We start from the raw sequence: 20,896 nt of genomic DNA on the forward strand, positions 1-20,896 counted from the left end.
CCTAGCAGAAGCGCTTTTGCGCCTGAAGGAAAGATGAACAAATGTTGATCTTGCACCGCAACAGGCAAACAAAGCAGCAAAAAGGCCGGCTTGCGCCGGCCTTTTCATTGTCCTCGGTATTCCTACGGATGAACCATCATTCCGCGGGCGGCAGCGCCATCGGCTCCGCTTCCGGCGCGGGCGACACGACGGCCGCCTGCTTCTCGCGCTCGTCCAGGATCAGCTTGTCGCGCTTCATCGCGACTTCGCGGATCTTGGCCATCGAGGCGCCGGTGCCTGCCGGGATCAGCCGGCCGACGATGACGTTCTCCTTGAGGCCTTCGAGCGGATCGACCTTGCCGTTGACCGCCGCTTCCGTGAGGACGCGGGTGGTCTCCTGGAACGAGGCCGCCGAGAAGAAGGAACGGGTCTGGAGGCTCGCCTTGGTGATGCCGAGCAGAACCGGCGTACCCGTGGCGATCTTCTTGCCCTCTTCCTTGGCCTTCTCGTTCAGCGCGTCGAACTCGATCTTGTCGACCTGCTCGCCCGAGATCATGTCCGTGTCGCCCTGGTCGGTGACTTCCACCTTCTGGAGCATCTGACGGACAATCACCTCGATGTGCTTGTCGTTGATGAGCACGCCCTGGAGCCGGTAGACCTCCTGGATCTCGTTGACCAGATAGGCCGCGAGCTCCTCGATGCCCTTCACCGCCAGAATGTCGTGCGGCGCCGGGTTGCCTTCCACGATGAAGTCGCCCTTTTCGACGACGTCGCCGTCCTGAAGGTGGATGTGCTTGCCCTTCGGGATCAGGTACTCGCGCGCCTCGTCGGTCTTGTCCATCGGCTCGATCGAGATGCGACGCTTGTTCTTGTAGTCGCGCCCGAACCGGATGGTGCCCGCGATTTCGGCGATGATCGCCGCATCCTTCGGACGCCGGGCCTCGAACAGTTCCGCCACCCGCGGCAGACCGCCGGTGATGTCACGCGTCTTGGCGCTTTCGGTCGAGACACGGGCGAGGATGTCACCCGGGTTGACCTTGGCTCCGACGTCGACCGAGAGAATGGCATCGACGGACAGCATGTAGCGGGCATCGCCGCCACGGGCGAGCTTGAGCACCTTGCCGTCCTTGCCCTTGACCACGATGGCCGGACGCAGGTCCGCGCCGCCGCGGGTCGAGCGCCAGTCGATGACCACGCGCTTGGCGATACCGGTGGCTTCGTCCAGCGTTTCCGAGATCGACTGCCCTTCGACCAGATCCTCGAAGCCGATGGTACCTTCGACTTCGGTGAGGAGCGGACGGGTGTAGGGATCCCACTCAACGATGCGTTGGCCGCGCTTGACGGTGTCGCCTTCGTCGACATGCAGGCGCGAACCGTACTGGATACGGTGCGTCGCACGCTCGGTGCCGTCGGCATCGACGATCGCGATCACCATGTTGCGGACCATCGCGACCAGATGACCTTCGCTGTTTCGGGCGATGGCCTTGTTCCGGATCACGATCTTGCCGTCGAAGTTGGATTCGACGAACGACTGCTCGTTGAGCTGCGCCGCACCGCCGATGTGGAAGGTGCGCATGGTCAGCTGGGTGCCCGGCTCGCCGATCGACTGCGCCGCGATGACGCCGACGGCTTCACCGTGGTTGACCGGCGTGCCGCGGGCAAGGTCGCGGCCGTAGCACATGCCGCAGATGCCGTTGACGAGTTCGCAGGTCAGTGCCGAGCGGATCTTCACCTCCTGCACACCACCCTGATGGATGGCGTCCAGATGGCTCTCTTCCATAAGCGTACCGCGCTTGATGATCACCTTGCCCGAGCTGTCGCGCACGTCTTCGCAGGCCGTGCGGCCCAGGATGCGCGAACCGAGCGAGGCAACCACGGTGCCGGCATCGACGATGGCGCGCATCTTGATGCCGAGCTTGGTGCCGCAGTCGTTCTGCGTGATGATGCAGTCCTGCGCGACGTCGACCAGACGACGGGTCAGGTAGCCGGAGTTCGCGGTCTTCAACGCGGTGTCCGCGAGGCCCTTGCGGGCGCCGTGGGTCGAGTTGAAGTACTCGAGAACCGAGAGGCCTTCCTTGAAGTTCGAGATGATCGGCGTCTCGATGATCTCGCCCGACGGCTTGGCCATCAGGCCGCGCATGCCGGCGAGCTGGCGCATCTGGGCCGGCGAACCGCGGGCACCGGAGTGAGCCATCATGTAGATCGAGTTGATGTCGGCATCCGCCCCGCTCGCCGTCTTCTTGGTCGAGGAGATCTCCTTCATCATCGCCTTGGCGATTTCTTCCGTGGCCTTCGACCAGGCGTCGACGACCTTGTTGTACTTCTCGCCATGGGTGATCAGACCATCGTTGTACTGCTGCTCGAAATCCTTCGCCAGCGTACGGGTGGTGTCGACGATCTTCCACTTGGAGTGCGGAACGACCATGTCGTCCTTGCCGAACGAGATGCCGGCCTTGAACGCGTTGTAGAAGCCGAGCGCCATGATGCGGTCGCAGAAGATCACCGTCTCCTTCTGACCGCAGTGGCGGTAGACCTGGTCGATGACGCCGGAGATCTCGCGCTTGGTCATCAGCTTGTTGATGATCTCGTACGAAATGCGCGGGTTCTTCGGCAGGAGATTGCCGAGCATGACGCGGCCTGCGGTGGTCTCGATCCAGCGCGTTGAGACCTTGCCGGTCTCGTCCATGCCCTGCCACCGATACTTGATCTTGGTGTGCAGGTGGATGACCTTCGCGTGCAGCGCATGCTCGAGCTCGGCCATGTCGCCGAAGATCTTGCCCTCGCCGGGCAGGCCTTCGCGCATGATGGAGACGTAGTAGAGACCGAGCACGATGTCCTGCGACGGCACGATGATCGGCTGGCCGTTCGCCGGATGCAGGATGTTGTTGGTCGACATCATCAGGACGCGCGCTTCCAGCTGCGCCTCGAGCGACAGCGGAACGTGCACGGCCATCTGGTCGCCGTCGAAATCGGCGTTGAACGCGGCGCAGACCAGCGGGTGGAGCTGGATCGCCTTGCCCTCGATCAGCACGGGCTCGAACGCCTGGATGCCGAGGCGATGCAGCGTCGGCGCTCGGTTGAGCAGCACTGGATGCTCGCGGATGACCTCGTCCAGGATGTCCCAGACCTCGGGCCGCTCCTTCTCGACCAGCTTCTTGGCCTGCTTCACGGTCGTGGACAGGCCCTTCGCGTCAAGCCGCGAGTAGATGAACGGCTTGAACAGCTCGAGCGCCATCTTCTTCGGCAGGCCGCACTGATGCAGGCGCAGCTCGGGACCGACCACGATCACCGAACGGCCCGAATAGTCGACACGCTTGCCGAGCAGGTTCTGACGGAAGCGGCCCTGCTTGCCCTTGAGCATGTCGGCGAGCGACTTCAGCGGACGCTTGTTGGCGCCCGTGATGACGCGGCCGCGGCGGCCGTTGTCGAACAGCGCATCGACCGCTTCCTGAAGCATGCGCTTCTCGTTGCGGATGATGATGTCCGGGGCGCGCAGCTCCATCAGTCGCTTCAAGCGGTTGTTGCGATTGATGACGCGGCGGTAGAGGTCGTTGAGGTCCGAGGTCGCGAAGCGGCCGCCGTCCAGCGGCACAAGCGGACGCAGGTCCGGCGGAATCACCGGGACCACGGTCATGATCATCCATTCCGGCTTGTTGCCGGAGTGGCGGAACGCTTCCACGATCTTCAGGCGCTTGGCGAGCTTCTTGTGCTTGATGTCGGAGTCGGTCTCCTGCATCTCGATGCGCAAGGAGGCCTCGAGCTTCTCGAGATCCATGCCCTTGAGCAGCTCGCGGATCGCCTCAGCGCCGATCATGGCGGTGAAGGAATCCTGGCCGTACTCGTCCTGCGCCTTCAGATACTCGTCTTCCGACAGCAGCTGACGGTCCTTCAGCGCGGTAAGGCCCGGCTCGAGCACGACGTAATATTCGAAGTAGAGGATCCGCTCGAGATCCTTCAGCGTCATGTCCAGCAGAAGGCCGATGCGCGAGGGCAGCGACTTCAGGAACCAGATGTGGGCGACGGGGGCTGCGAGCTCGATATGGCCCATGCGCTCGCGCCGGACGCGCGACAGCGTGACCTCGACCGAGCACTTCTCGCAGATGATGCCCTTGTACTTCATGCGCTTGTACTTGCCGCACAAGCACTCGTAGTCCTTGATCGGCCCGAAGATGCGGGCGCAGAACAGGCCGTCGCGCTCGGGCTTGAAGGTACGGTAGTTGATGGTCTCCGGCTTCTTGATCTCGCCGTAGGACCAGGACAGAATCTTCTCTGGAGACGCGATCGAGATCCGGATCTGGTCGAAGACCTGAGCCGGAGTCGTCGGGTTGAAGAGATTCATAATTTCTTGGTTCATCGTCTTCTCCTCGCGTGCCGGTCGCCTACGGCCGCAAATTCGAAAATCACTCGAGCGGGGCGCCCTGCCCTCAAGGCCTCGGGTCGGGCGCCGATGCCCGGCCGTGAAGGCCGGGCATGAAAGGTCGTTTTACTCGGCCGCTTCCGACGTCGGCGCCGGACCCACCTTGGAATTGTGCAGGTCGACGTTGAGGCCGAGCGAGCGCATTTCCTTGACCAGCACGTTGAACGATTCCGGAATACCGGCCTCGAACGTGTCGTCGCCGCGCACGATCGCCTCGTACACCTTGGTGCGGCCGGCGACGTCGTCCGACTTCACCGTCAGCATCTCCTGGAGCGTGTACGCCGCGCCGTAAGCTTCGAGCGCCCACACCTCCATTTCGCCGAAGCGCTGGCCGCCGAACTGCGCCTTGCCGCCCAGCGGCTGCTGGGTGACGAGCGAGTACGGACCGATCGAACGCGCATGGATCTTGTCGTCGACCAGATGGTGCAGCTTGAGCATGTAGATGTAGCCCACCGTCACCTTGCGATCGAACGCATCGCCGGTGCGGCCGTCATACACGGTCGACTGACCCGAAGCGTCCAGACCGGCAAGCTTCAGCATCTCCTCGATGTCGGCTTCCTTGGCGCCGTCGAACACCGGCGTCGCGATCGGCACGCCGCGGCTCAGATTGTGGCCGAGCTCGATCAACTCGTTGTCGTTGAGCGACTTGATCGTCTCGTCCTCGCCGTAGACCTTCTTCAAGGTTTCCTTCAGCGGCCTGATGTCCTGCTTCGACAAATAGGCATCGACCGTCTGGCCGATGCGCTTGCCGAGGCCGGCGCAGGCCCAGCCGAGATGGGTCTCGAGGATCTGTCCGACGTTCATGCGCGAGGGCACGCCCAGCGGGTTGAGCACGATGTCGGCGTGCGTACCGTCTTCGAGGAACGGCATGTCCTCGATCGGCACGATCTTCGACACCACGCCCTTGTTGCCATGGCGGCCGGCCATCTTGTCGCCGGGCTGGATCTTGCGCTTCACCGCGACGAAGACCTTGACCATCTTCATCACGCCGGGCGGCAGCTCGTCGCCGCGCTGAAGCTTCTCGACCTTGTCGAGGAAGCGCTGTTCCAGCCCCTTCTTCGACTCGTCGTACTGCTTCCGCATGGCCTCGATTTCGGCCATCAGCTTGTCGTTCGGCGAAGCGAACAGCCACCACTGCGACTTCGGGTACTCCTCGAGCACCGCACGGGTGATCTTGGTGTCCTTCTTGAAGCCCTTCGGACCGGCGATGCCCTGCCGTCCCTCGAGCAGCTCGGCAAGACGGTTGTAGACGTTGCGGTCCAGGATCGCCTGCTCGTCGTCGCGGTCCTTGGCCAGACGCTCGATCTCTTCCCGCTCGATCGCCAGAGCGCGCTCGTCCTTGTCGACGCCGTGACGGTTGAACACGCGCACTTCCACGATCGTGCCCTGCACGCCCGGAGGAACGCGCAGCGAGGTGTCGCGAACGTCGGAGGCCTTCTCGCCGAAGATGGCACGCAGGAGCTTTTCTTCCGGCGTCATCGGGCTTTCGCCCTTCGGCGTGATCTTGCCGACCAGGATGTCGCCGGCGCGCACTTCCGCGCCGATGTACACGATGCCGGCTTCGTCGAGGTTCTTCAGCGCTTCTTCCGAAACGTTCGGAATGTCGCGGGTGATTTCCTCGGGCCCGAGCTTGGTGTCGCGGGCCATCACCTCGAATTCCTCGATATGGATCGAGGTGAAGACGTCTTCCTTCACGATCCGCTCGGAGAGCAGGATCGAGTCTTCGAAGTTGTAGCCGTTCCACGGCATGAACGCGACGAGCACGTTCCGGCCGAGCGCGAGCTCGCCGAGATCGGTCGACGGACCGTCGGCGATGATGTCGCCCTTCTTGACGATGTCGCCGACCTTCACCAGCGGACGCTGGTTGATGCAGGTCGACTGGTTGGAGCGCTGGTACTTCATCAGACGGTAGATATCGACGCCCGACTTGGTCGGATCGAGATCTTCCGTGGCGCGGATGACGACGCGGGTCGCGTCGATCTGGTCGATCACGCCCGAACGGCGCGCCGCGATCGCGGCACCCGAGTCACGCGCAACGACGCCTTCCATGCCGGTGCCGACGAACGGAGCCTCGGCGCGAACCAGCGGCACCGCCTGGCGCTGCATGTTCGAGCCCATCAGCGCGCGGTTGGCGTCGTCGTTCTCGAGGAACGGGATCAGCGCCGCGGCAACCGAAACGAGCTGCTTCGGCGACACGTCCATGTAGTCGACCTTGTCCGGCGTCACCGGCAAGACTTCGCCGGCGTGACGGCAGACCACGAGGTCTTCGGTGAAGCGGCCCTTCGGGTCGAGCGGCACGTTGGCCTGCGCGACCGTGTAGCGGCCCTCTTCCATCGCCGAGAGGTACACGACCTCGTCGGTGACCCGGCCGTCCTTGACCTTGCGGTAGGGCGTCTCGACGAAGCCGTACTTGTTCACGCGCGCGAAGGTCGCGAGCGAGTTGATCAGGCCGATGTTCGGACCTTCCGGCGTCTCGATCGGGCAGATGCGGCCGTAATGCGTCGGATGCACGTCGCGCACCTCGAAGCCGGCGCGCTCGCGGGTCAGACCGCCCGGTCCGAGCGCCGAGAGACGGCGCTTGTGGGTGATCTCCGACAGCGGGTTGGTCTGGTCCATGAACTGCGAGAGCTGCGAGGAGCCGAAGAACTCGCGCACGGCGGCAGCCGCCGGCTTGGCGTTGATCAGGTCCTGCGGCATGACCGTGTCGATGTCGACCGAGGACATGCGCTCCTTGATCGCGCGCTCCATGCGCAGGAGGCCGATGCGGTACTGATTCTCCATGAGCTCGCCGACCGAGCGCACACGGCGGTTGCCGAGATGGTCGATGTCGTCGATTTCGCCCTTGCCGTCGCGCAAATCCACCAGCGTCTTGATGACGGAGAGGATGTCTTCCTTGCGCAGCGTGCGCTGGGTGTCGGGCGCATCGAGGTCGAGGCGCATGTTCATCTTGACGCGGCCGACCGCGGAGAGGTCGTAACGCTCGGAATCGAAGAACAGCGACTGGAACATCGCCTGCGCCGAATCCAGCGTCGGCGGCTCGCCCGGACGCATCACGCGATAGATGTCGAACAGCGCGTCCTCGCGCGTCATGTTCTTGTCGGCCGAGAGCGTATTGCGGATGTAGGCGCCGACATTGACATGGTCGATGTCGAGCAGCGGCAACTCCTTGTAGCCGTGCTCGTTGAGGGCCTTCATGGACTTGTCGGTGATCTCTTCACCGGCTTCCGCGTGGATCTCGCCGGTCTTGGGATTGACGAGGTCCTCGGCGAGATAGTTGCCGACGAGCTCCTCATCCGACAGGCGCAGCGCCTTCAGCCCCTTCTCCTGCATCTGACGCGCACCGCGGACGGTGAGCTTCTTGCCGGCCTCGAGCACGACCTTGCCGGTGTCGGCGTCGATCAGGTCGTTGATGGTCGAGTAACCGCGGAAACGGTTGGCGTCGAACGGAACGCGCCAGCCTTCCTTGGTCCGCTTGTAGAGGATCTTCTTGTAGAACGTGGACAGGATCGCCTCGCCGTCGAGACCGAGCGCGAACATCAGCGACGTCACCGGAATCTTGCGGCGACGGTCGATACGCGCATACACGATGTCCTTGGCGTCGAACTCGATGTCGAGCCAGGAACCGCGATACGGGATGACACGGGCGGCGAACAGCAGCTTGCCCGAGGAATGGGTCTTGCCCTTGTCGTGGTCGAAGAACACGCCGGGCGACCGGTGCATCTGCGAGACGATGACGCGCTCGGTGCCGTTGACGATGAAGGTGCCGTTCATCGTCATGAGCGGGATGTCGCCCATGTAGACGTCCTGCTCCTTGATGTCCTTCACCGACTTCGCGCCGGTTTCCTCGTCGATATCGAACACGATGAGGCGCAGCGTCACCTTGAGCGGTGCCGCGAAGGTCATGCCGCGCTGGCGGCACTCGTCGACGTCGTACTTCGGCTGTTCGAACTCGTAGCGGACGAATTCCAGCATCGAGGTGCCCGAGAAGTCCGAGATCGGGAACACCGAGCGGAACACCGCCTGCAGACCCTCGTCGAGGCGTCCGCCCGCGGGTTCGTCGACCATCAGGAACTGGTCATAGGATGCCTTCTGAACCTCGATGAGGTTCGGCATCTCGGCGACTTCCTTGATGTGTCCGAAGAACTTGCGAACGCGTTTGCGACCGGTGAATGTCTGCTGCGCCATCGTGGCCTCTCATTTCGTCGCCCGCTCGGGGCGCGTCGTCCAAGAAGCGGCTGCCACCACTCCCCGGGTTGAATTTTTCGAACCCGTTTTGGGGACCAAAAATCCAGTTTCAGGCCGTCATGTCCTGAATCTGTTCTTCAGATCTTCAAAACGCAAAACGACGCGCGGGGCGCATAGGCACGCCCGCCCGTCACAACGATCGTCTTCACGGACTGCAAAAGCCCGAAATAGCTTGCTCTCCCAACGGCTTACAGGGAAATCCGGCATCCCTGCCCACCGCGCTTTCGTGCTGCCGACCCGATATGGGGCGACAATAGTGGAGATTCGAGGGGTAAACCCTCAAATCCCCACACTTTTCCGTGTTCGGCCTGCGTCGGGACGTTCCGTCGCACGCCTTTTGCATCTGGCCCACCCTTTCGGGATGGTCCGAGATCCCGGTTTCGCTGACGCTCGCCGGGATCTTGTGCCAGTAAGCGTTGCTTACTTGAGCTCGACCTTTGCGCCAGCCTTCTCGAGCTGGACCTTGATCTTCTCGGCTTCGTCCTTGTTCACGCCTTCCTTGACAGGCTTCGGCGCGCCCTCGACGAGGTCCTTTGCTTCCTTCAGGCCCAGGCCGGTGATGGCGCGGACTTCCTTGATGACCTCGATCTTCTTGTCGCCGGCGGCGGCCAGAACGACCGTGAACTCGGTCTTCTCTTCCGCCGGAGCGGCGGCAGCAGCGGCGGGACCGGCAACGGCCACTGCCGCAGCGGCGGACACGCCCCACTTTTCTTCGAGGAGCTTCGCGAGTTCGGCAGCTTCGAGCACGGTGAGGCTCGAGAGGTCGTCAACGATCTTCTGCAAGTCAGCCATTGTTCAGTTTCCTTGAATGTAAGTCTGGTTCGGGTTTGAGTTTTGCGAAGGGCGTCAGGCCGCTTCGCCCTTTGAGGCATGAGCCTGGATGACGCGCGCGAGCTTGCCCGCGGGCGCATTGGCGAGCTGAGCGAGCTTGGTCGCCGGGGCCACAAGCAGGCCGACGATCTTTGCACGCAGCTCGTCAAGCGACGGCAGCGAGGCAAGAGCCTTCACGCCGTCGACATTCAGGACGGTCGTTCCCATCGAGCCGCCGATGATGACGAACTTTTCGTTCGTCTTGGCGAATTCGACGGCGACCTTTGGCGCCGCTACCGGATCATTCGAAGTGGCGATCACGGTCGGTCCCTTCAGCATGGGACCGATGGCAACGACGTCAGTGCCTTCAAGAGCAATTTTGGCGAGACGGTTCTTCGAGACCTTCACCGAGGCGCCAGCCTGCTTCATCTGCGTCCGCAGCTTCTGCATCTGGGCAACGGTCAGGCCGGAATATTGGGCAACGACCGCGACGCTCGTGGTCTTGAAGACCCCATTGAGCTGTTCGACCGCTTCCTTTTTTGCCGCTCGTTCCACAGCAAGCTCTTTCCGGTTGGCGGTCATCGCGAAAGCGGGACCGCCGGGTTGCACCCATCGTCCCGCCCAAACCTGAACCTCAGGGCCAAAACCCATCGGACACGCCGGGCAAGACGACAATTCAAAGCCTGCCCTCCGGGAGCCCGCTAAGGCCCACGGCGTGTCGAGGTCCGAACCAGAGCCGTTCCGCGGAGCCAGCCGTAAAGCTGGGCGCGAAGTGAAATCCGGTCTTCACCCGTCTATGCAGGCCATGCGATTAAGCCGTTGAGAAATCGAGATTCCCCGCGGGCGCCTGCAGTCTTGGACAGGACAAGGTCAGCCGGCGAACCGCCCGACCTCTGCCCGCACTCCACCAACCGACGGGTTTTCTTCCCTTTTCCGGCAAATCCTTACGGACGTCCTGAAAAGGAATGATCTCCTGTCTTGTCGGGTTTTCGGAATGCGTGCACGAACGCGCCAGCCGAGGCCGGCACGTCCGGAAGCGGTTCTTTAACCGCTCGGAGCCTGCTTGCCAAGAGCAAAATTCACACCAGTTCCAATCCGTTGCCGCGGATGCCTGTCCTGGGCCGACAAGGGCTGATTCAGGCTCATTTGACCCCATGAGGCAGCGACTTGCCCTCGAAGAACGCGCCTAGATTCGTCAGCACGCAATCCTGCATGGCGACGTGCGATTCGAGGGTGTGACCGCCGATATGCGGCGCGAGCACTACGTTAGCGAGCGCCGTCAGGGCGTCGGGGGCGTGCGGTTCGTTGTCGAAGACGTCGAGGCCGGCCCCCGCAATGGTCTTGTCGGTCAGGGCCGCTACCAGGGCCTTCTCGTCGATGACAGAGCCGCGGGAGATGTTGACGACATAGCCGTCCGCGCCCAGGCGCTTCAGGATGTCCGCATTGACGACATGCTGGGTGTCGGCCCCTGCCCGGACCGCGATCATCAGCACGCTGCACCAATCGGCCAGCGCCTCCAGGGTCGGGAAATATTGATAGGGCAAATCGTACTTAGTCCGGCTGAAATAGCCGATTTCGCTCTCGAAGGCGGCACAGCGCGCGGCGATCTTGCGACCGATCTCGCCCATGCCGTAGACGCCGATGCGGCGGCCGGGCATGCCGGCCTGGGGCCGCATCATCGGCGACGGCTTCGAGGCGGCCCAATCGCCGCTGCGGACATATTGGTCGGCAGCCAGGATCCGCCGCGTCGTCGCGAGCATCAGGGTCATCGCGATGTCGGCGACCGAGGCCGCATTGGCGCCCGGGCTGTGGCCGACTTCGATGTTGCGGGCTGCGGCCGCCTTCAGGTCGATGCCGTCATAGCCGGTGCCGTAGCAGACGATGGCGCCGAGCTTCGGAAACAGGTCCATCGCCTCCGCGTCGAGCGGCGTGCCGCCCGCGGTGAGCAGCGCGCGGATGCCACTCAGTTCATCGGCCGAAAACACTTCACGCGCGGGCTTGCCGCCGGTATCGAGCAGTTCGAACCGCTCGGCGAAACGCACCATCATCGTCTTGGGAAAGCGCGAGTAGATCAGGACCTTGTCAGCCATTGTTCTTGTTTCCGGTAAACGTCGCCACAAACGATGAGGGGCGGAATCGGTCGCCCGATTCCGCCCCTCACCTCATGCAATTTTCAAACCCTAGCCGAGAATGGTGCCCGGCTCGACCTTCACGCCGGGGCCCATCGTCGAGGACACCGCAACGCGCTGGATGTAGGTTCCCTTGGAGCCGGCGGGCTTGGCCTTGGAGACCGCGTCCGCGAGCGCCTTGATGTTCTCGACCAGTTTCTCCTCGGAGAACGAGGCCTTGCCGACGCCGGCCTGCAGGATGCCGGCCTTCTCGACACGGAACTCGACCGATCCGCCCTTGGCACCCTTCACCGCACCGGTGACGTCCATGGTCACGGTGCCGATCTTCGGGTTCGGCATCAGGCCGCGCGGGCCGAGCACCTTACCGAGACGGCCGACCAGCGGCATCATGTCGGGGGTGGCGATACAGCGGTCGAAATCGATCGAGCCGTTCTGCACCTTCTCGACCAGGTCTTCGGCGCCGACGACGTCGGCGCCCGCAGCCTTGGCCTCGTCGGCCTTGGCGCCGCGGGCGAACACGCCGACGCGGAGCGTACGGCCGGTGCCGTTCGGCAGGGTCACGACGCCGCGGACCATCTGGTCGGCGTGGCGCGGATCGACGCCGAGATTGATCGCGACCTCGATGGTCTCGTCGAACTTCGCTTTCGCGCGTTCCTTGACCATCTTGATGGCGTCCGCGAGCGGGTAAAGCTTTTCGCGGTCAACACCTTCGCGGGCTTTGTTCAAACGCTTTCCGATTGCCATGAGCCCTTACCCCGCCACTTCCAGACCCATCGAGCGGGCAGAGCCCTCGACCATCTTCATGGCCGATTCGATGGTGTCGCAATTGAGATCCTTCATCTTCTTCTCGGCGATCTCGCGCACCTGCGCCTTGGTCACCGCGCCGGCCTTGTCGCGGCCCGGCGCCTTCGAGCCGGACTGGATTTTTGCAGCCTGCTTGAGGAAGAAGGACATCGGCGGCGTCTTCATCTCGAAGGTGAAGGAACGGTCCGCATAGATGGTGATGACCACCGGGATCGGGGTGTTCTTCTCTTCCTTCTGGGTCTGGGCGTTGAACGCCTTGCAGAACTCCATGATGTTGAGACCACGCTGACCGAGCGCGGGACCGATCGGGGGCGAAGGATTCGCCGCACCGGCCGGGACCTGAAGCTTCAGGTATCCGGTCACTTTCTTTGCCATGTATCACTCCTGTTGTGCCGGCCTGGACCGGCGGTTTCAGGTTCCGTGGTTGGGATCGAGCGCGGCTGGCAACCGCCCTCTTCCTCCCACGGCCTATTTTCGCGCGAAGCTTCGCTTCACGCGTCGTCCGGTCAGACCTTCTCGACCTGACCGAATTCCAGCTCGACCGGCGTGGCGCGGCCGAAGATCGACACCGCGACCTTCACGCGCGAGCGCGCCTCGTCGATTTCCTCGACCACACCCGAGAACGAGGCGAACGGGCCGTCGGCCACGCGCACGTTCTCGCCGATCTCGAACGACACCGACGCCTTCGGCCGTTCCACGCCCTCCTGCACCTGGTGCAGGATGCGCATGGCCTCGGATTCCGAGATCGGCATCGGCTTGTTTTCGGCGCCGAGGAAGCCCGTCACCTTCGGCGTGTTCTTGATCAGATGAAACGCCTCGTCGGTCAGCTTCATCTTCACCAGCACGTAGCCCGGGAAGAACTTGCGCTCGGCGTCGATCTTGCGGCCGCGGCGCACTTCCGTGACCTTCTCGGTCGGGACCAGCACCAGCTCGAACAGCTCCTCGAGCCCGCGCTGCTTGGCCTGCTCGCGGATCGATTCGGCGACCTTCTTTTCGAAATTCGAATAGGCGTGGACGATGTACCAGCGCTTGTCAGACAATTGAGCCGTTGCTGTTGCCATCAGTGGATGCCCAGAAGGAAGGTGATGAGGTAGCGGATGATCTGGTCGGCGGCGAAGAAGAAGATCGAGGCCACGGCGACCATCACGAACACCATGATGGTGGTGATCGTGGTCTCGCGGCGGGTTGGCCAGGTGACCTTGGCGGTCTCCGAGCGCACTTCCTGCAAGAACTTGAACGGGCTGACTGCCATCGTTTGATGTCCAACGTCCGTCGACAGACGCGAATGAATTTCAGGGATCCGAACAGCCGCCGTTGGCCCAGCCCTCTGTCTTGAAGGATGAGCCGGAAACCGGGCTCGATTGTTCGGGGATTTCAAAGCCGCGCCGGAAATCCGCGTTTAACGGGCCGGCAGCGAGTGCGGGGTATCTACTGCGGATGGGACCAAAGGTCAAGATAGAGAGGGCTCGCGCGGACAACCCGACCTCCCCGGACGACCGAACAGAGCCCAGGCCGATCAAGGGCTTATCTGCCCCTGCCAAAGCGCCGTCCCGGAGCTTCAGCCGGTTCCTTGCAGAACGACAGTAAAGGGGTCCCTCTCCTGCCCCCCTTTAGCGACCTGGCACGGTCAGTCGGCCCGATCGACCACGGAGATACCGGGCAGCGGCACCACGAACTTTCCGCCCTCGGCGAAATAACGGGCATGCTTGGCCCGGATCGGATCCACATAGCGCCAGGCGAAGACGACGACGAACGCCGGCTTGCGCTCGTAAAGGGCTGCGGGCGGCAGAATCGAAATGTCGTATCCCGGGCCGGCCATCACGTTCGCCTTCTTGGGGTCGTCGTCCACCAGGAAGTCGATCTTGTTCTCCAGGCCGAACTGCGGCAGCAGGGTCGTGGTGCCGACGGAGACGCCGTAGCCGGCCACCAGCTGACCGCGCGCGTGGGCGGCATCGGCCATCGCGACCAGCTCGTCCCGGATGGCGGCGATTCTCTTCGCATAGGGCGCATAATAGGCCGGCCGGTCGACGCCGAGCCGGTCTTCCTCGGCGACGAAGCGGGCAACCTCCGCAGACGGCTTCTTGGCGCCGCCAACGCGCTGCACCGTCACGCGGATCGAACCGCCCTTGGTCCAGATGTGCTGGACGTCGATCAATTCCATGCCGAGCCGCGCGAAGAAGCGCGTCAGCGGCTTGATGTTAAAATACGACAGATGCTCGTGGTAGACAGTGTCGAGAAGGTTCTTCTCGGTGACGTCAACGCCGTATTGCGTCTCGAAAACGAACAACCCGTCCGGCGCAAGCACGTCGCGAACCCCGATCACCAGCGGATCGAGATTGTCGACATTGGCGATCATGTTATTGGCGATGACGACGCTGGCCGCACCATGGCTCTGCAGAATGCGGTGACCAATGGCATCGGTGAAGAAATCGCCGATAGTCTCGATCCCCGCTTCCGTCGCACGCCGCGCGATGTCGACGGCGGGATCGACACCCAGTACCCGCATGCCGCGCTCTTTGAAGAAGCCGAGCAGCGAGCCGTCATTGCTGCCGAGTTCGACGACCAGCGAGCCCGGCGCAATCCCGAAACGGCTGATGACGTCGTTGGCATAGCCTGCGAAATGCTCCCGCAGGCCGAGCGAGAGCGAGGTCGTGTAGACGTAGTTGCGGTACTGGATCTCCGGATTGCCGACATGGAGAATCTGGAGGTGGCCGCAGTCTGCGCACAGGTGCAGCGCCATCGGCACGGCGGCCCGAAAGACGGGATCGTCGACGCTGGCGTCCGGCACCTGGAAGTTCGGCGTGCCAATGGGCATGCCAGCCATGGGGACGACCAGTTCCTGCTTGTCCGAATGACAAAGGCGGCAGGTATGACGAACGTAGAACAGGTTTTTCATTGTGGGACCGGAAAACGGAGACACGCGCGGGTGAGGCAATCCTACCCTGTGGAGATCAGATCGGCGGCAATGATTCAAGAGCGATCAAGGGTGGCTCGATACCTCCTCGGCTTTCGCCAGCCCGTAGTCCGCCGATGCTTCCGCAGCCTTCGCTGCCTTGTCCGCCGAATATGAGCCGCGCTCCGGACTTGCCAGCCAGATCACGCCGCCTGCGAGACCGATGAGGACGCTGACGGCACCCAGCAGGATTGAAACCGACAGCGCTTCCTCGGAAGGAACGCCCGCCAGACCGAGACAGGCGACCATCGCCCCTTCACGAACGCCCCAGCCGCTGATCGAGATCGGAACTGCGGTCAGCAGGATCACCGGCGGAATCAGAACGGCGGCGTCCACCACCGAGAGTTGCGCTCCTACGCCGCGGGCCAGGGCATAACAAGCCGCCGCCGTCACGAGATGGATGAGGAGCGCCGATCCGAAAAGCAAACCGCGGTGCTCGGATTGCAGGAGAAGGAATCTGACGAGCGTTCCGAACCGGACGAAGCTCTCGATCGCGGGAAACGCGATGAGGCGCTTGGGCAGGCGATCGAGCGTCAACAGCACCACGGTGCCGGCGACGCCCGCCAATGTCAGCCCGCCGATGGCCAGGATCGCGGCCTGATTGGACACGCGCGACATCAGGAACGGCAATCCGGCCACCATCAGCACGATCAGCCCGATCAACGCCGTGAAACGGTCCGCTGCAACGCCCTTGACCGCTTCCGGCCACTGCACGCCACGCTGGCGCAGCAGCCACATTCGCACCGCATCGCCGCCGACCGACGACGGCAATACCTGATTGAACCAGAGGCTGATCATGAGGATTCGCCAGCCGGCCAGCCAGTCCAGCGACACGCCGAGCGCGCGCATGATCAGCTCCCACCGGCCGTTGAGCGCGAAGGTCTGAACGAATATCAGCGCGAGCGCGAGCACGAACAGGAACGGATCGACGGAGACGAGGTGAGTCCGCAACGCATGCAGGTCGAGACCGCGCGCGATGTAGACCAGCACGGCGATCGACAGCAGAAGTTTTACTGAAAACAGGACCGCCTGCTTGAGCCGCGACTGCATCGGATGCCCGCCTCAGGATGCCGGATATTCCGCGCGACCGATAACGAGGTCGATCGCGGCCATCATCCAGAACTGGTGCGTGGTCTCGACGATGTTGTAGCTGCGGCTGTCGGCCCAGAAATTGATGTCCCCGAGGTTGCGCAGGGGGTTGTCCTCGTTCATGCCCGACAGCGTGATCACGCCGAGCTTCATCGTCCGTGCCTGTGCAACCGCATTGAGGATGTTCTTCGAACGCCCCGACGAGCTGATCGCGACCAGACAGTCGCCGGCGCGGGCGCTCAACCGCACGGCATGCGCGATCCAGTCCTCGAAGCCGTAGTCGTTGGCAAGGCACGACATCATGCTTGCATCGCTGAAGCACAGTGCGGGCACAGCGGCGTTCTTCGCCAGATCGATAGCCAGATGCGAGGCGATACCGGCCGAGCCGCCGTTGCCGATGAAGATGACGCGGCCACCCTGCTCGCGGGCGCGCAACCAGGCCGCGCGCGTGGCGGAGATCCTGGCAAAAACACCGTCGTCCGCCGCCGTCGCGCGATGGAGGCGTTGCACGTAATCGTCGAGAAAAGCCTTGTGATCGGGATCGACGGACTCGGCTGGCATGGGCTGGCGGCTCGATTGCAACATGACGGGGTGATACCGGCTATTACCAGGGATTGCAAAGGTATAATACTTGCAAAGTTTGCGAGCGGCTGGTAGTCGGCTTTCGGGTTTCACTCAAACATTGGCGAGCCTGTTTCGCTGGGCATTCGCGTCACGGATGTTCCCCATGAAATGCATCGTTACTGGCGGCGCCGGCTTCATTGGAAGTCACCTCGTCGATCGCCTCCTGGATGACGGCCACGAGGTCATCGCGCTCGACAATTTCGTGATCGGACGGCCCGAAAATCTGGCCGCGCGTGCCAATTCGAGCCAGCTCAACATCGTGCGGGCCGACGTCACCGACCTCGATTCGATCAGACCGTATTTCAACGGTGTCGACTGGGTCTTCCATCTCGCGGCGCTGGCCGACATCGTTCCCTCGATCGAGTCCCCGATCCCCTATCATCGCGCCAATGTCGACGGCACGGTCAACGTTCTCGAGGCCGCGCGGCAGGCTCGCGCCAGCCGCTTCGTTTACGCCGCATCGTCGTCCTGCTACGGAATTCCCAACGCCTATCCGACCCCGGAGAGCGCCGAGATCCGTCCGATGTATCCCTATGCGCTCACCAAGAATCTCGGTGAGCAGTGCGTCATGCATTGGTGCCAGGTCTACAAGCTGCCCGCGGTCGCGCTGCGTCTGTTCAACGTGTACGGGCCGCGCCACCGTACCACGGGCACTTACGGTGCGGTGTTCGGCGTCTTCATGGCGCAGAAGCTCGCCGGCAAGCCCTTCACGGTGGTTGGCGATGGCGAGCAGACCCGCGACTTCACCTTCGTCAGCGATGTCGCCGATGCCTTCGTGACCGCCGCGCGCTCGGAGGTCTCGAACGAGATATTCAACGTCGGCTCCGACAACACCTACAGCGTCAACCGGCTGGTCGAGCTTCTCGGCGGCGACAAGGTCCACATTCCCAAGCGGCCCGGCGAGCCCGACTGCACCTACGCCGACATCACCAAGATCAAGCGGGTCCTGAAATGGACCCCGAAAGTGAAGTTCGAGGTCGGCGTCGCGACGATGCTGAAGTCGATGGACCAGTACAAGGACGCTCCCCTTTGGACGGTGGACAAGATCGCCGACGCCACCAAGGACTGGTTCAAATATCTTGGTGGCGAAAACGATTCGGCGTCCGGCACGTCGCAGAAGGCAAGCCGTTGAGCCGACGCGTTCGAACTCAATGCTCTCGCCGCCAACCGATCATTTCCGGGTCGGTCAACCGAGACCGACCTGCGCTTTAGGTAATTCACATGGGTAATGCTCCGACAGACAAGCCGACCGGCCATCCGGCCCCGCACGAGAAGATCAAGACGATCGAGGAACTGGCCGCGATCGCGCGGGCCGCGCAGGCAGAAGGCCGGACCGTCGCACTCTGCCACGGCGTGTTCGATCTCGTGCATCTCGGCCATGTCCGGCACATCCTGGCAGCGCGCAACGAGGCCGACGTCGTCATCGTGACCGTGACGGCCGACCGTTTCGTCAACAAGGGACCGGGACGGCCGATCTTTCCGGAGAACATGCGCGCGGAGATGCTGGCCGCGCTCGGCACGGTCGACTGGGTCGGAATCAACCGGACCTCGAGCGCCGAGCCGATCCTCGATGCCGTACGCCCCGACATCTACGTGAAGGGTTCGGACTACGAAAATCCCGAGGATGACGTCACCGGCAAGATCGCCACCGAGCGGGAGGTCGTCGAACGCCATGGCGGCCGCGTCGTCTTCACGCGCGACGTCACCTTCAGCTCGTCGTCGCTGATGAATCGCTACTTCGACATCTACGATCCCCCCCTGCGCGACTACCTCCAGAAGGTGCGCGAAGGCGGCGGCGCCGAACGCCTGCTGAAGCTGATCGACAAGATCCAGGACATGCACGTCGTGCTGGTCGGCGACACCATCATCGACGAATACCAGTACGTCACGGCGCTCGGAAAGGCCTCGAAGGAAAACATCGTCGCCACACTGTTCAAGAACGGCGAGCAATTTGCCGGCGGCGTCATTGCCGCGGCCAATCACGTGGCGAGCTTCTGCAAGTCCGTGGAGATCGTCACGACGCTCGGTGGCAACGACTACCCGGAAGAGTTCATCCGCGCGCATGTCCGCCCGAACGTCACGCTCACGCCGATCCGCATTCAGGGCCGTCCGACGACCCGCAAATTGCGGTACGTCGAGCTTGGATATCTGCACAAGCTCTTCGAAGTATACACCATGGACGACACGCCGCTCGACGAGGCCGAGCGGAAGGAGATCGACCAAATCACCGCCGAGCGCGTTCGCGGCGGGGACGTGGTGATCGTCACCGATTTCGGTCACGGCATGATCGCGCCAAGCACGATCGATGCCCTGATCGCCAACTCCAAGTTCCTGGCGATCAACGCCCAGAGCAACAGCGGAAACCACGGCTATAATCTGGTCACGAAATATCCGCGGGCCGACTACCTCTGCATCGACGCGCCGGAAGCCCGGCTGGCGGCCACCGACAAGTTCAGCGACATCGCGTCGGTGATCGAGAACGGACTGCACGGCAAGATCGACTGCGACAACATGATCATCACGCACGGCTCGTTCGGCTGCTACCCCTTCTCGTCGAAGACCGGCGTGGCGCGCGTTCCCGCTTTCACCAAGACAGTCGTCGACACCGTCGGCGCGGGGGACGCCTTCCTGACGATCACCGCGCCTCTGGTCGCCGCCGGCGGCAATATCGAGGACGTCGCCTTCATCGGCAACGCTGCAGGCGCGATCAAGGTCGGTATCGTCGGCCACCGCAGTTCGGTCGAAAAGGTGCCACTGGTCAAATTCGTCACCGCGTTGCTGAAGTAACGCGAACGGCAATTCTGGAGAACGACAGTGATTGATCAAAAATGGAATGTGATGGTCACCGGTGGCGCCGGCTATGTCGGCAGCGTGCTGGTTCCCCATTTGCTCGCCGCGGGCCACAAGGTCACCGTGCTCGACCTGTTCATGTACGGCGAGGACGTCTTCGACGCCGTCCGCAACAACCCCAATTTGCGCCTGATCAAGGGCGACATCCGCGACGAGGCCGCGATCAACGAGGCCCTGCGCGGCAACAACGCGGTGATCCATCTCGCCTGCATCTCCAACGACCCGTCGTTCGAACTCGACCCGTCGCTCGGAAAATCCATCAATTACGATTGCTTCCGGCCGATGGTGCGCGCCGCGAAGAAGGCCGGCATCAAGCGCTTCATCTACGCGTCCTCGTCCAGCGTCTACGGCATCAAGGACGAGGCCGAGGTGACGGAGGATCTGTCCTGTGAGCCGCTGACCGACTACTCGAAATTCAAGGCGATGTGCGAGACCGACCTTGCCGAGGAGGCCGCGTCGGGGTTCGTCACATGCACCGTCCGTCCCGCCACCGTCTGCGGTTACGCGCCGCGGCAGCGGCTCGACGTCGTCGTCAACATCCTGACCAATCTCGCGGTCAACACGGGCCGCATTCGCGTGTTCGGCGGAACGCAGCGCAGACCCAACCTGCACATCGAGGACATGTCCGCGGCCTATCTGTTCCTGCTGCAGCAGGACGACGCGAAGATCGACGGCAAGACCTACAATATCGGCTACGAGAATCACTCGCTGATGAAGATCGCCGATATCGTCAAGTCGGTGGTCGGCAGCAATGTCGACGTCGCGGTGGAGCCGACCGACGATCTGCGCTCATACCACGTCTCGTCGGAGAAGATCCGCCGCGAGCTCGGCTTTGCGCCGACGCACACGATCGAGCAGGCCGTGTCGGGGCTGGTCGACGCCTTCAAGTCCGGCCGTCTGCCGAACTCGCTCAACGACCCCCGGTACTTCAACATCAAGATGATGCAGAACATCAGCCTGAAGTGAGCCGCGGAGGTCCCGACCAAGCCGGCTCCT

The 20,896-nt window shown here is 63.0% G+C and carries 15 protein-coding genes; 3 read left to right on the forward strand and 12 right to left on the reverse strand.

From position 1 onward, the window contains the following. Positions 1-136: 136 nt before the first annotated feature. From rpoC to NR187_RS28120, 12 genes are all read right to left on the reverse strand, one after another. Positions 137-4,333 carry a DNA-directed RNA polymerase subunit beta' gene (rpoC, locus tag NR187_RS28065; RefSeq protein WP_211386661.1) on the reverse strand — a complete coding sequence of 1,399 codons (4,197 nt, stop codon included), beginning with the start codon at positions 4,331-4,333 and terminating at the stop codon, positions 137-139. Positions 4,334-4,462: 129 nt separating this feature from the next. Continuing rightward, positions 4,463-8,581, reverse strand: a complete 4,119-nt coding sequence (rpoB, locus tag NR187_RS28070; RefSeq protein WP_211386662.1) for a DNA-directed RNA polymerase subunit beta — start codon at positions 8,579-8,581, stop codon at positions 4,463-4,465. A 480-nt stretch (positions 8,582-9,061) separates the two neighbouring features. After that, on the reverse strand, positions 9,062-9,433 hold the full coding sequence (rplL, locus tag NR187_RS28075; protein WP_211386663.1) for a 50S ribosomal protein L7/L12: 372 nt from the start codon (positions 9,431-9,433) through the stop codon (positions 9,062-9,064). A 54-nt stretch (positions 9,434-9,487) separates the two neighbouring features. Next, a complete protein-coding gene (gene rplJ / locus NR187_RS28080; RefSeq protein ID WP_211386664.1) occupies positions 9,488-10,006 on the reverse strand; it encodes a 50S ribosomal protein L10 in 519 nt (172 codons plus the stop codon). Positions 10,007-10,593: 587 nt separating this feature from the next. Next, a complete protein-coding gene (locus NR187_RS28085) occupies positions 10,594-11,541 on the reverse strand; it encodes a 2-hydroxyacid dehydrogenase (RefSeq protein WP_256808382.1) in 948 nt (315 codons plus the stop codon). Between the two features lie 90 nt (positions 11,542-11,631). Beyond that, a complete protein-coding gene (rplA, locus tag NR187_RS28090; RefSeq protein WP_014494487.1) occupies positions 11,632-12,324 on the reverse strand; it encodes a 50S ribosomal protein L1 in 693 nt (230 codons plus the stop codon). Between the two features lie 6 nt (positions 12,325-12,330). Continuing rightward, positions 12,331-12,759, reverse strand: coding sequence for a 50S ribosomal protein L11 (rplK, locus tag NR187_RS28095; RefSeq protein ID WP_045008228.1), 429 nt, complete (start codon positions 12,757-12,759; stop codon positions 12,331-12,333). 131 nt (positions 12,760-12,890) lie between these two features. Next, complete coding sequence (gene nusG, locus NR187_RS28100; RefSeq protein WP_008136441.1) at positions 12,891-13,445, reverse strand: transcription termination/antitermination protein NusG; 555 nt, start codon at positions 13,443-13,445, stop codon at positions 12,891-12,893. After that, positions 13,445-13,636, reverse strand: coding sequence for a preprotein translocase subunit SecE (gene secE, locus NR187_RS28105; protein WP_007611620.1), 192 nt, complete (start codon positions 13,634-13,636; stop codon positions 13,445-13,447). The genes nusG and secE overlap by 1 nt, the downstream gene beginning before the upstream one ends. 375 nt (positions 13,637-14,011) lie before the next feature. Beyond that, complete coding sequence (locus tag NR187_RS28110; RefSeq protein ID WP_211386666.1) at positions 14,012-15,280, reverse strand: class I SAM-dependent methyltransferase; 1,269 nt, start codon at positions 15,278-15,280, stop codon at positions 14,012-14,014. Between the two features lie 84 nt (positions 15,281-15,364). Continuing rightward, positions 15,365-16,387 carry a lysylphosphatidylglycerol synthase transmembrane domain-containing protein gene (locus tag NR187_RS28115; RefSeq protein ID WP_256808389.1) on the reverse strand — a complete coding sequence of 341 codons (1,023 nt, stop codon included), beginning with the start codon at positions 16,385-16,387 and terminating at the stop codon, positions 15,365-15,367. A 12-nt stretch (positions 16,388-16,399) separates the two neighbouring features. Continuing rightward, entirely contained in the window at positions 16,400-16,987 is a 588-nt protein-coding gene (locus NR187_RS28120; protein WP_249129548.1) for an SIS domain-containing protein, read from the reverse strand. A gap of 166 nt (positions 16,988-17,153) precedes the next feature. Here NR187_RS28120 and NR187_RS28125 point away from each other — a divergent pair, with 166 nt between their 5' ends. The 3 genes from NR187_RS28125 to NR187_RS28135 all read left to right on the forward strand — a co-directional run bounded on the left by NR187_RS28125 (position 17,154) and on the right by NR187_RS28135 (position 20,866). Next, positions 17,154-18,182 carry an SDR family oxidoreductase gene (locus NR187_RS28125; RefSeq protein WP_256808395.1) on the forward strand — a complete coding sequence of 343 codons (1,029 nt, stop codon included), beginning with the start codon at positions 17,154-17,156 and terminating at the stop codon, positions 18,180-18,182. 89 nt (positions 18,183-18,271) lie between these two features. Continuing rightward, positions 18,272-19,837, forward strand: a complete 1,566-nt coding sequence (locus NR187_RS28130) for a PfkB family carbohydrate kinase (protein WP_211386669.1) — start codon at positions 18,272-18,274, stop codon at positions 19,835-19,837. 27 nt (positions 19,838-19,864) lie between these two features. Further along, positions 19,865-20,866: an NAD(P)-dependent oxidoreductase gene (locus tag NR187_RS28135; RefSeq protein ID WP_211386670.1), complete on the forward strand. Its 1,002-nt coding sequence runs from the start codon at positions 19,865-19,867 to the stop codon at positions 20,864-20,866. The last annotated feature ends 30 nt before the right edge of the window (positions 20,867-20,896 follow it).

It is taken from the genome of Bradyrhizobium sp. Bra64 (assembly GCF_024519875.1).
GTDB lineage: Bacteria > Pseudomonadota > Alphaproteobacteria > Rhizobiales > Xanthobacteraceae > Bradyrhizobium > Bradyrhizobium japonicum_G.

What these genes read in the sequence shown, in the direction of transcription:
- rpoC (WP_211386661.1), bottom strand. Translation starts at nt 4,333, where the DNA reads ATGAACCAAGAAATTATGAATCTCTTCAACCCGACGACTCCGGCTCAG.
- rpoB (WP_211386662.1), bottom strand. Translation starts at nt 8,581, where the DNA reads ATGGCGCAGCAGACATTCACCGGTCGCAAACGCGTTCGCAAGTTCTTC.
- rplL (WP_211386663.1), bottom strand. Translation starts at nt 9,433, where the DNA reads ATGGCTGACTTGCAGAAGATCGTTGACGACCTCTCGAGCCTCACCGTG.
- NR187_RS28085 (WP_256808382.1), bottom strand. Translation starts at nt 11,541, where the DNA reads ATGGCTGACAAGGTCCTGATCTACTCGCGCTTTCCCAAGACGATGATG.
- rplA (WP_014494487.1), bottom strand. Translation starts at nt 12,324, where the DNA reads ATGGCAATCGGAAAGCGTTTGAACAAAGCCCGCGAAGGTGTTGACCGC.
- rplK (WP_045008228.1), bottom strand. Translation starts at nt 12,759, where the DNA reads ATGGCAAAGAAAGTGACCGGATACCTGAAGCTTCAGGTCCCGGCCGGT.
- nusG (WP_008136441.1), bottom strand. Translation starts at nt 13,445, where the DNA reads ATGGCAACAGCAACGGCTCAATTGTCTGACAAGCGCTGGTACATCGTC.
- secE (WP_007611620.1), bottom strand. Translation starts at nt 13,636, where the DNA reads ATGGCAGTCAGCCCGTTCAAGTTCTTGCAGGAAGTGCGCTCGGAGACC.
- NR187_RS28110 (WP_211386666.1), bottom strand. Translation starts at nt 15,280, where the DNA reads ATGAAAAACCTGTTCTACGTTCGTCATACCTGCCGCCTTTGTCATTCG.
- NR187_RS28115 (WP_256808389.1), bottom strand. Translation starts at nt 16,387, where the DNA reads ATGCAGTCGCGGCTCAAGCAGGCGGTCCTGTTTTCAGTAAAACTTCTG.
- NR187_RS28120 (WP_249129548.1), bottom strand. Translation starts at nt 16,987, where the DNA reads ATGCCAGCCGAGTCCGTCGATCCCGATCACAAGGCTTTTCTCGACGAT.
- NR187_RS28125 (WP_256808395.1), top strand. Translation starts at nt 17,154, where the DNA reads ATGAAATGCATCGTTACTGGCGGCGCCGGCTTCATTGGAAGTCACCTC.
- NR187_RS28130 (WP_211386669.1), top strand. Translation starts at nt 18,272, where the DNA reads ATGGGTAATGCTCCGACAGACAAGCCGACCGGCCATCCGGCCCCGCAC.